At 60.6% G+C, this 11,598-nt stretch carries 5 protein-coding genes; 1 reads left to right on the forward strand and 4 read right to left on the reverse strand.

All coding sequences use genetic code 11. The features are described 5' to 3' along the window. From aspS to pbpC, 4 genes are all read right to left on the reverse strand, one after another. Positions 1-1,814, reverse strand: a 1,814-nt coding sequence (gene aspS / locus VL547_RS11765) for an aspartate--tRNA ligase (protein ID WP_325577911.1), incomplete at its 3' end; no start/stop codon positions are given. Between the two features lie 18 nt (positions 1,815-1,832). Beyond that, positions 1,833-3,005, reverse strand: a complete 1,173-nt coding sequence (gene dnaJ / locus VL547_RS11770; protein WP_422653320.1) for a molecular chaperone DnaJ — start codon at positions 3,003-3,005, stop codon at positions 1,833-1,835. An 8-nt stretch (positions 3,006-3,013) separates the two neighbouring features. After that, complete coding sequence (locus VL547_RS11775; protein WP_325577915.1) at positions 3,014-3,565, reverse strand: nucleotide exchange factor GrpE; 552 nt, start codon at positions 3,563-3,565, stop codon at positions 3,014-3,016. An 87-nt stretch (positions 3,566-3,652) separates the two neighbouring features. After that, positions 3,653-5,926: a penicillin-binding protein 1C gene (pbpC, locus tag VL547_RS11780; RefSeq protein ID WP_325577917.1), complete on the reverse strand. Its 2,274-nt coding sequence runs from the start codon at positions 5,924-5,926 to the stop codon at positions 3,653-3,655. Between the two features lie 182 nt (positions 5,927-6,108). On the opposite strand from pbpC, the gene VL547_RS11785 reads away from it, so the two are divergent. Next, complete coding sequence (locus tag VL547_RS11785; RefSeq protein ID WP_325577919.1) at positions 6,109-11,496, forward strand: alpha-2-macroglobulin family protein; 5,388 nt, start codon at positions 6,109-6,111, stop codon at positions 11,494-11,496. Positions 11,497-11,598: the final 102 nt, after the last annotated feature.

The raw sequence follows: 11,598 nt of genomic DNA on the forward strand, positions 1-11,598 counted from the left end.
ACTTTTGTAGCGATCGCCAGCTCATCCAGCTGCTTCTGATCGATGGAGGATGGCGCGTCGAGCATGACGTCCCGGCCGCTGTTGTTTTTGGGGAAGGCGATAAAGTCGCGGATGCTTTCGCTGCCGCCCAGGAGGGAACAAAGGCGGTCGAAACCGAGGGCGATGCCGCCGTGGGGTGGCGCGCCATACTCGAAGGCGCCCAGGAGGAAGCCGAACTTGTGGCGGGCCTCCTCGGGGGTCATGCCGAGAGCGGCGAACATCTTTTCCTGGAGGTCGCGTTGGTAGATACGGATCGAGCCGCCGCCGATCTCGGTGCCGTTCAGCACCAGGTCGTAGGCGTTTGCCTTGACCGAAGCATATGGATGTTGAAGGTACCTGGCCGGATCGGCGATCGCAGGATCGTTGTCGATCATCGTTGCGATGTCCGAGGGCTTGGGAGAGGTGAACGGGTGGTGCCGCGCCACCCAGCGGTTGTCCTCTTCGCTGTACTCGAACAGCGGGAAGTCGAGCACCCACAGGGGACGGAATTCGTCCTTTTTGCGGAGCCCCAAACGGTTTCCCATTTCCAGGCGGAGCTCGCTCATCGCTTTGCGGGTGCGTTCCTCGGCGCCGGCCAGGATGAGGATGAGGTCGCCGGAGGAGGCGCCCACGGCAGCCGCCAGCGCTTTCAATTTCGGCTCGTCGAAAAATTTATCGAAAGAGCTCTTATATGTGCCGTCGGTATTACACTTGACGTACGCGAGGCCCTTCATCCCGATCTGCGGACGCTTTACCCATTCGGTGAGCTCGTCGGTTTGTTTGCGGGTGTAGTCTGCCAACCCTGGAGCGGCGATGGCCAGCACCGTTTCCGCGTCGTCGAATACGCCAAAGCCGGTAACGCCCAGTGAGCTGGTGCGGAACTCCGGGTACACCGATGAAGGCGTCTTCAGGTTCGTCAGCTTCATACCGAAGCGTATATCCGGCTTGTCGTTCCCGTATTGCCACATAGCCTCGTCGAAGGTCATCCGCGGGAATGCCCCGGTAATGGTGACGTCGAGGGCTTGCTTGAAAATATGTTTGGTCAGCGCTTCGAAGGTGCGCAGGATGTCCTCCTGCTCGACGAAGCTCATCTCACAGTCGATCTGGGTGAACTCCGGTTGACGGTCGGCGCGGAGGTCTTCGTCCCTGAAGCACTTCACGATCTGGAAATAGCGGTCGTAACCGCTCACCATGAGGAGCTGCTTGAAGGTTTGGGGCGACTGGGGCAGGGCATAGAACTGACCCGGATTCATACGGGACGGTACTACGAAGTCGCGCGCCCCTTCAGGCGTCGACTTGATCAGGAAGGGCGTCTCCAGGTCCATAAAGCCCTCCTTGTGGAGGAATTCCCGGGTCGCGCGGTTGATGTGGTAGCGCAATTCGAGATTGCGGCGCACCTGGGGACGCCGGAGGTCGAGGTAGCGGTATTTCATCCGGAGGTCATCGCCTCCGTCGGTATCGTCCTGGATGGTAAAGGGAGGCACCGCCGACTTGTTCAGGATGCGGAATTGTTTTACGGCGACCTCGATATCCCCCGTGGGAATGTTCGGGTTCTTGTTGGTGCGCTCCAGCACCGTGCCTTCCGCCTGCAATACATACTCGCGGCCGAGGGGTTGCTCGTCCAGCTGCGGGTTCAGGGATTCGTTGAACACCAGTTGGGTGATGCCATACCGGTCTCGCAGGTCCACGAAAGTAATCGCGCCGAATTTCCGAATCGTCTGTACCCAGCCCGACAGGATCACTTCCTGACCGGCTTGAGTAAGGGAGAGTTCTCCGCAGGTATGTGTTCTTAGCATAAGGGAAGCAAATATACGTCAGCTGAACATTTCCCTGACTTTATCGAAGAAGGACTTCTCCGACTTTTCGGGCTTGGGCTGGAAATTGGTCGAGGTCGCCATCTTCTCGAGCATGGCTTTCTCTTCAGCACTGACGTTCTGCGGCGTCCACACGTTGACGTGCACCAGCTGGTCCCCGCGCTCGTAAGCGTTCACCGCGGGGAAGCCCTTGCCGCGCAAACGGAATATCTTACCGCTCTGTGTGCCGACGGGGATCTTGATCTTTGCCTTACCGTCGATCGTGGGTACTTCCACCGAGGTGCCGAACACGGCGTCGGGGAAGGTGATATACAGGTCGTAGGCTACGTTCAGCCCGTCCCGGTGTAATGTCGGATGCGGTTCTTCCTCCACGAGAATGATGAGGTCGCCGGGCGCGCCGCCCCTTTCCCCCGCATTCCCCTTGCCACTCAGGCTCAGCTGCATGCCTTCCTGCACGCCGGCGGGGATATCGATCGATACGGTTTCTTCGCCGAAGGCGCGGCCTTCACCCTTACAGGTCGTACACTTGTTGGTAATCGTGGACCCTTCCCCGTTACAGGTGGGACAGGTAGAAACGGTCTGCATCTGGCCGAGGAAGGTATTGGTTACCTTCCGCACCTGCCCCTGCCCGCCGCAGGTGGCGCAGGTCTGGACGCTGCTTTTGTCCTTGGCGCCCGAACCCGCGCAGGTGGCGCAGGGAACGTATTTCTTTACCTTGATGGTCTTGTTGACCCCGCTGGCGATCTCCTCGTAGGTGAGCTTGATTTTGATACGCAGGTTGCTCCCCCGTACCCCGCGGGCACGTCCGCCACCGGGTCGCCCGCCCCGGGCGCCTCCGAAGAAACTCCCGAACAGGTCGTCCCCGAAGATGTCCCCGAACTGGCTGAAGATGTCGTCCATGCTCATGCCCGCGCCCCCGCCAAAGCCGCCGGGGCGACCGTTGCCACTGACACCGGCGTGGCCGTAACGGTCATACTGGGCGCGCCTGTCCTGGTCGCTCAGGATTTCGTAGGCCTCTGCCGCTTCCTTGAATTTTTCTTCCGCTTCCTTGTTGCCGGGGTTGCGGTCGGGGTGGAATTGCATGGCTACCTTGCGGTACGCCTTTTTCAGCTCGTCCGCGGAACAGCCCTTTACAACCCCGAGTATTTCGTAGTAGTCCCTTTTTGCCATAATTGCGTCCCTTATTTGCCCACGACCACTTTAGCGTGACGGATGATTTTGTCTCCTAGATAATACCCTTTTTGTACCTCGTCCAGGACTTTTCCGACAAGGTCCGGGGTCGGCGCGGGTATTTCGGTGATTGCGTCATGCTTTTCCACATCAAAAGGGGTATGCAGACTTTCCATAGGTTTCAAGCCCTTGGCCTGTAATGCGTTACGCAACTTGTTGAAAACCAGGAGGACGCCTCCGCGCACCTGGGCGATGTCTGTCGCATTGTCCAGTTGCTTTTCCGCCCTGTCACAGTCGTCGAGGACGTCGAGCAGGCTTTGGATGACTTCCCGTCCCGCGGTCTGGGTCAGCTCCACCCTTTCCTTGGCGCTCCGGCGTTTGAAGTTGTCGAACTCGGCATACAGCCGCAAATACTTATCTTTCTGATCCTGAAGTTCTTGTTGCAGTTTTTCTATCTCGGAGTCCTGGATGTCCTCTTGCAGGTGTGCGGTCCCCGCCACGTTTTCGTCCACGTTGATGTCTTCTTCGCGGGGATTTTGCTGTTGGAATTCCTTTTCTGTCATATATGAAACATTTCGATCTTTTGAGTCTTGCAAAGATAAAGCCAAGGGGCGTTCGCGGCCAAATTGACGCTTTTTTCGCCAAGCCCGCTAGAGGTCGACCCATTTGACGCGGATCCAGATGTCGCGGTTGCGACCTTTGTCGTCGGTGCAGGAAATCTTGATGGGGCCTTCTTGCGGGACGAAGTATTGGGCGGATTTGGCGTCGGCGGATTTGAAGAAGGCGTTGTTGACATACCAGTAGACACGGGCGACGTCGGGGCCGGTGCGGCAGGCCAATTGAATCGGCTCCGGGTGCTTACGGTTTATATAATACTCCGCGCCGGACGATGGAGCCGTGATCACGGGGGCGCCTTCGCCGAAGATGCGCTCGCACGAAGGATTGTGGGGCGGGATATGCTCGTAGGTAACGTGGCGGTCGTCCATATAGGCGCGCATGGCGGGGGAGTAGAGGCGGTAGGAGACGAGGCGATAGCCTACGGCGGGTTTGCAGTAGGGGCAGTAAGAGATTTTACCGTCGGGGGAGACGGGGATGAGTTGGCGGTTGGCGCAAGGGGTGGTGGGGGATACCAGGGGGACAAAGTAGTCGGTGACCAGGTCGGTGCAACCGGGGGAGGGGGGAAGGCCGGTCTCGCTGCAGACGATGCGGGTGTCGACGCCGGGGGGCTGGCGGAACCATTCCTGGCCGTTGTCGTAGTCGATGGTATTGAAGATCTGGAAGAGCAGCGGGGTGGCGACGGTGGCGCCGCTGAGGCTGGGGGCGCCTTTGCCGTTGAAATTGCCGACCCAGACGCCGACGGTGTAGCGGTTGTTGTAGCCGATGCTCCAGGCGTCGCGGCGGCCGTAGCTCGTACCGGTTTTCCAGGCGATGCGCGGGAGGTGGGCGGTAGTGCTCCACGTGAGGGGGAAGTCGGGGCGGTTGACGCGGCTTAGAATGTCGTCGATGATAAAGGTGGCGGCGGGGCTCATGACACGGACGGAATCCCTCCGGGCGCTATCGGCCGTCACGAAACGGAGCGGGCGGTATACGCCGCCGTGGGCGAGGCTGGTATACAACGCGGTGAGCTCTTCCAGCGAGGCGCCGCAGCCCCCGAGGATCATCGACAGGCCGAGCTTGGCCCGGTCGCGTTGGATCTGGCGGCAGTGGCAGGCGGCCAGGGTGGCGATTAGCTTGTCCTTGCCGAGGCGCTCGAGGCTTTTGACCGCGGGGATGTTGAGGGAGTGCTCGAGGGCGTACTCCATCGTTACGTAGCCGTTGAATTTACGATCATAGTTTTCGGGAGCATAGCCCTGGTAGTCGATGGGGACGTCTTCGATCACGGATTTCGGGGTGAGGAGCCCGGCGTCGATGCATTGTCCATATAAAAAGGGTTTGAGCGCGCTTCCGGGCTCCCGGATGGCGCGGACGCCGTCGACCTGGCCGCCGTCCACGGTGTCGCCGAAGGCGGCGGAGCCGGCGTAGGCGATCACCGCCCCCGTCGCATTGTCGACGACCACGACGGCCGCCTGGTGGATGAAACCGGTATGGAGCTGGCGGATGTAGGCCGCCGTGAGCTGTTCAATGGTGAGCTGGGTATTCAGGTCGATGGTCGTGTGGATATAGGGGAGGCCCTGCGGGCGGAGACGCGCGCTGAGGTGGGGGGCGAAGACGGGCATCCGCCCACGCGTGGCCGTCAGCGGTTCTCGGAGGGCGTCGGCGATGTCAGCCCGGGTAAAGGCGCGATCGTCGGCAAAACGGCGCAGCCATTTATTGCGTTCGGCCACGATGCGGTCGTTGGCGCGGCCCATGACCAGGGTGGACGGTTTGTTGGGGATGACGGCCAGGGCGGTGATTTCCGCCAGGCTCAGGTGGTCGGGCTCCTTATTAAAATACAATAGCGCGGCGGTCCGTACGCCTTGTATATTCCCCCCATAGGGAAGGAGGTTGAGGTAGAGCTGGAGGATTTGATCCTTGGGGTATTTCCATTCCAGCTGGAGCGCCCGGAACGCCTCGATACACTTGGCCAGGTAGGTCCGCTTCCGGGGTTCCAGGGCGCGGGCCACCTGCATGGTGATCGTGGACGCGCCCGAGGTCCGGCGCATCCTCAGGACGTTCCGAACGAGCGCCCGGCCGATGGCGATGGGGTTGACGCCGGGGTGATCGTAAAAGTACCTGTCCTCCTTTTCGATGATCGTCCGGCGGAGCAGGGGCGAGATGTCGGACAGCTCCGTCTTCATCCGCCACTGCTGGTCCCGGGTCAGGTAAACATGGAGGATGTTCCCCTTCCGGTCGGTGATCACCGTGGAGTATTCGATGCCGGAATGGAGCGGGAAAATCCAGTTCAGGAGCAGGAAAAGGAGGAAGAAAAAAATACCGCCGGTCAACCCCCATTTAACAAAGGTTTTAGCTTTCTTTATTGTACCTTTTCGTGACCATTGTGGCCAGTGTGTGCGGGTCATTTCTAAAAACCTCCTCCTATTAAGATTGCAGAGAACTCTACTCAAATGTAACGAACCTTCCGCGGGGTTAGTACATCCATCCTCTAAAAAAAGCTTAACCTTCTTGTATGCGTATCCATGCTATTTGCTGCCTCGCCTTGCTGGGCCTGACTTTCAGCGCCTGTAACCGCAAGACCGTGTCGCTCTCCTACACGAATGCCAAGGGAGAGGTTTCATCATTAGGAAACCTTACATTTCAATTCGACAAGGACCTGGTCAAGGACTCCCTGCTCAACATCTGGGATTCGTTGGACTACGTCTCGTTCGAACCGAAGATTCCCGGCCGCTTCCGATGGGAAAACCCGGGGACCCTGGTGTTTTCGCCCTCCCAGCCGCTGAAGCCCGCCACGGATTACAAGGCCGTGATCAACTCAGAGGTGATCCAGCACTCGGGTTACGGGCGGCTGAAGGCGGGAGACGACATCCATTTCCACACGCCCGCGTTGTCGCTCCAGGACGTCAGCGCGGTTTGGGTTCCGCAGGACGAGGCGACGCATACCGCCCTTCCGATGCTGGACCTGTTGTTCAATTACGCGGTGGCGCCGTCGGCGCTCAAGGACCGGTTACACGTCACCGTGGACGGGAAGCCGGCGCCCTTCGACCTGCAGACGGTATCGGTTTCCGACAAGATCAGCCTCAAGCTCCCGCAGGTGAAATCCGAGGACAAGGACTATAAGGTGGAGCTCGCCATCGACAAGGGGCTGGTACCGGACGGTGGGACCAACGGCACGCCCGAGACCCTGACTTTTACGACGGGGATGGCGTCGCCCTACGTCCTGGAAATACACGAGGTCACCACCGATCACGACGGCGCGACCGGCACCATCACCGTGCGGACCAGCCAGCAGGTAGCGCCCGAGAACCTGGCGAACTACATCAAGCTCGACCCCGCGGTCAAGTTCACCGCCACGCCGACGGAAGACGGTTTCACGGTGACGAGCGACGGATTCGACGCGTCCACCAGCTATGGGTTGCGTATCGGCAAGGGATTGAGGGGGACCATCGGTGGCGTGCTCCACGACGACTACCTCAATAATATAACCTTTGGCAAAATGGCGCCGTCCATTAGTTTCTCGGGCAGCAAAGAGGTGTATCTCTCCAGCCGGGGCGAGCGCAACATCGCGGTCCGCATCGTAAGCGTGCCGCGGGTCAAGGTGATCGTGTCGAAAATCTATGAAAATAATTTGCTGGCCGCGGGGCGGTACGGGTATGAGCCCAACGACCAAAACCGTGACGACGAAGAGGGCGATGGCGGCGGCGGTGACCTCCAGCTGGGCGACATCGTCTACCAAACGGTCGTCGACACGAAAAGCCTCCCCCGTTCGGGTAACAGCCGGGTGCTCCACCTGGACCTGGAGGATCACCTCCCCGAATTCAAAGGCATCTACCACGTCATCATCCGATCCACAGACGACTACTGGGTCAACGACAGCCGTTTCGTATCCCTCTCTGACATAGGGCTGATGGCCAAGGCGGGGAAGGATAAGATGCTGGTTTTTGCCAACTCCATTAAGGACGCGACGCCGATGGGCGGCGTCAACATCGTGGCCTACGGCCAAAACAACCAGGTCCTGGGTATCGGCGCCACGAACGGCGCGGGGGTAGCCGAAATAGCCTATAGCCGGCGGGACTACGCCGGCTTCACCCCGGCGATGATCATCGCCCGGACGCCCGGCGACTTCAACTACCTCCCCTTTGCCACGACACAGGTGAATACGTCGCGGTTCGACGTGGGCGGAAAATCCTCCAACCCCAGCGGCCTCGACGCCTATATCTATCCCGAACGCGACATCTACCGGCCCGGGGAACAGGCCCACTTCGCGGTCATCCTCCGCACCAACGGCTGGCAGCTGCCGGGCGAGCTCCCGCTGAAGATGAAATTCCTGCTGCCGAACGGCAAGGAGCTGAAGAGCTTCCGCAAAAGCATCAACGACCAGGGCGCCCTGGATGGGAGCGTCGACATACCCGATGCGGCGGTAACGGGCAGCTATACCCTCGAAGTCTATACTTCCAACGACGTGCTGTTGGGCAGCCGGCCCTTCCGGGTGGAAGAGTTCGTCCCGGACCGGATCAAGGTCACGGCAAAGCTGGACAAGGAACTGCTCTTCACCGGGGAAACCGCCCGCCTGGACATCACCGCGGAGAATTTCTTCGGACCCCCGGCCGCGAACCGGAACTACGAATGCGAGATACAGGTGGCGCAAACGGCCTTTACCTCCAAGGCTTACGACCGGTACAACTTCGGTCTCGACGGCCAGGACGCCTTGCAGGCCAAGGACGAGCGGGAAGGGAAGACCGACGAGTCGGGACGCGCCAAGGAATCTTACGAGGTCCCGGATATGTATAAGAACATCGGCAGGCTCAGGGCCACGTTTTTCACCACCGTTTTTGACGAGACCGGGCGGCCTGTCAGCCGTAGCAGCAGCGCGGATATTTATACGCAGGCCGTTTTCTTCGGGATCATGAACGACGGATACTACTATTACCCGCTCGATCAGGCCGTCCGCTTCCCGCTCATCGCGATCAACCCCGCCGAGCGGGTCGTCAGCGAAACGGCGAAGGTCGAGGTGATCAAGCATGAATACCGGACCGTCCTGGCCAGGAACGGCGACTATTTCCGTTACGAATCCCAAAAGGACGACCGGGTGGTGGCGTCGCAGACGGTCACGGTGAGCGGAACCCAGACCAGCTTCCCCTTTATCCCGCGGTCACCGGGTGAATACGAATTGAGGGTATACGTACCCGGTAGCAATGCGTATGTCTCCAAGGAGTTCTATAGTTGGGGACCCTGGGGCGGGGACAACAGCTCGTTCGAGGTGGACAAGGAAGGCAAGATCGACATCGAGGCCGATAAGGCCTCCTATAATACGGGGGAGAAGGCCAAGGTATTGTTCAAGACGCCGTTTTCCGGCCGGATGCTGGTCACCATGGAAACGCAGGATAAGGTGGTTTCCTACCAGTACGTCGACGTAAAGGACCGGTCGGCGTCCCTCGAGCTCCCGGTCACCGGGGATCACCTCCCGAACGTCTATGTGACCGCCACCTTATTCAAGCCGCACGGGGTATCCGACGTCCCGCTGACCGTCGCCCACGGTTTCAAGGGGCTTACGGTCCAGGAAAAAGAGCGCCACCTGGCCGTCGCGATCGAAGCGCCCCAGAAGGTGCGGTCCAATACCCACCCCGTCATTCACGTCAGGGCCGCGCCCAACAGCATGATCACGCTGGCCGCCGTCGACAACGGCATCCTGAGCGTCACCGATTTCAAAACCCCCGACCCCTACGGATGGTTCTACGCGTCCCGCGCGCTCGAGGTCCGGTCCTACGACCTTTATCCCTTGCTTTTTCCCGAGGTGCTCGCCCGGCTCAGCAGCACCGGCGGCGACGGCGGCCTGGAAATGGAGCGCCGCGTCAACCCCATGCCCGCCAAGCGTTTTAAGCTGGTGTCGTATTGGAGCGGGGTGCAAAAAACCGATGGGAGCGGGAACGCCACCTTTACCCTGGACATACCCACGGCCTTTAGCGGCGAGATCCGCCTGATGGCGGTGAACGCCAGGGGGGAATCGTTTGGCTCCGGGGAGGCCTCGATGAAGGTGGCCGACCCCATGGTGCTTTCCACGGCGCTACCGCGGTTCCTGAGCCCGGGGGACACCGTCACCATGCCCGTCACGCTAACCAATACGAGCAATAAGACGGCCAGTGTCACCGCCGCCGTGCAGTTGTCTGGACCGCTTACGGTTGTAGGCGCGGCGAAACAAAGCGCTGATGTGCCCGCGGGTTCCGAGGGGCGCGTGGTCTTCACCCTGGCCGCCGCCAGGGTGGTCAAACCCGCCAAGGTCACGGTTTCCGTATCCGCCCTCGGGGAGCAGTTCACCGATGAAACCGATATCAGCGTCCGCCCCGCCTCCACCCTTCAGAAGATGAGCGGGAGCGGTGTCGCCGGACCGGGCGCGCACGCCATCAGCATCGGCACCGGGGACTTCCTGCCGTCCAGCGGGGACTATCACCTCGTCGTGAGCCGGTCCCCTGCCATCCGGTTGGGCAGTCAGCTGCAGTACCTGGTCGAATATCCGTACGGCTGTACCGAGCAGACCGTGTCAACCGCGTTCCCGCAACTCTATTACGACGACCTGGCCGCGCTGATGCACCTGCACGGCGCGCAACGATACACCAACGCCGCGAGCAACGTCCTCGAGGCTATCCGGAAGATCAAGATGCGCCAGCTGTATAACGGAGGCGTGACCCTGTGGGACGGCGAGGACAACGAAAACTGGTGGGCCACCGTGTACGCTGCGCACTTCCTCCTGGAGGCCCAAAAGGCCGGTTACGACGTGGATAAAAGCCTGATCGAAACCATCCTTTCCTACCTCAACGGCCGTCTGCGCAACAAGACCCTGGTGGGTTACCGGTATAACGGGAACCAGCAGAAGAAGATCGTGCCCAAGGAAGTCGCTTATAGTCTTTATGTACTGGCCCTGGCCGGCCGGCCCAACGTCAGCGCGATGAACTACTATAAGGCGAGCACCACGACACTGGCCCTAGACAGCCGTTATCTCCTGGCGGCCGCCTATGCGCTCGCGGGGGACAAGGCCGGTTTCCGGGACATACTGCCCACCGCATGGACGGGTGAAGAATCGGTTGCGGAAACCGGCGGGGCCTTCTGCTCCGACATCCGCGACGAAGCGGTCGCCCTGGACGTCCTGCTGGACGTCGACCCGCACAATGCCCAGGTAGCCACGATGGCCCGCCAGGTAGCGGACAAGCTGAGCGGCCGGAGCTGGTATACCACGCAGGAAAGCGCCTTTGGCTTCCTGGCCCTCGGCAAGCTGGCCCGTACCGTCGCCGCCTCGACGGCTACCGCGACCGTGACCGCCGGCGGCCGCACCCTCGGAACCGTCGAAGCCGCCCCCGCCCGCTGGTCATCCGCCGACTTGCGCTCGACCCAGGTTAACCTCGACGTCCGCGGCACGGGCAACCTCTACTACTGGTGGCAGGCCGAAGGCATCAGCGCCTCCGGCGCCTACAAGGAAGAGGACAACTACATCCGCGCCCGCCGCAAGTTCTTCGACCGTTTCGGCCACGAGATCGCGGGCAACGTCTTCCACCAGAACGACCTCGTGATCGTCCAGCTGACGCTGGAGAAATCCTACGACGGCGCCGTGGACAATATCGTCCTTTGCGACCTGTTGCCCGCCGGTTTCGAGATTGAAAACCCCCGCACCAAGGACATCCCCGGGATGGATTGGATAAAAAATGCCGCCGAGCCCACGTCCCTCGACGTCCGCGACGACCGCATCAATTTCTTCGTGGATTTGTCCGGCCCCCGCCAGATCTATTACTATGCGGTCCGCGCGGTATCGCCGGGCATATACCACATGGGCCCGGTTTCGGCGGATGCGATGTACAACGGAGACTACCACTCCTACAACGGCGCGGGCACGATTATCGTGAAGCCCTAGCGGGCCAGTGCCTCGCCTATCGGCGCCTTGCCTATCGGCGCCGGAAGAATTGAGGGGTGGAGTGCCTCTTTTCCCCTGTTTTGCGAAACGTTTCGCAAAACA

Origin of the sequence: Dinghuibacter sp. (assembly GCF_035492835.1) — a bacterium.
In the GTDB taxonomy this organism is placed as follows: domain Bacteria; phylum Bacteroidota; class Bacteroidia; order Chitinophagales; family Chitinophagaceae; genus Dinghuibacter.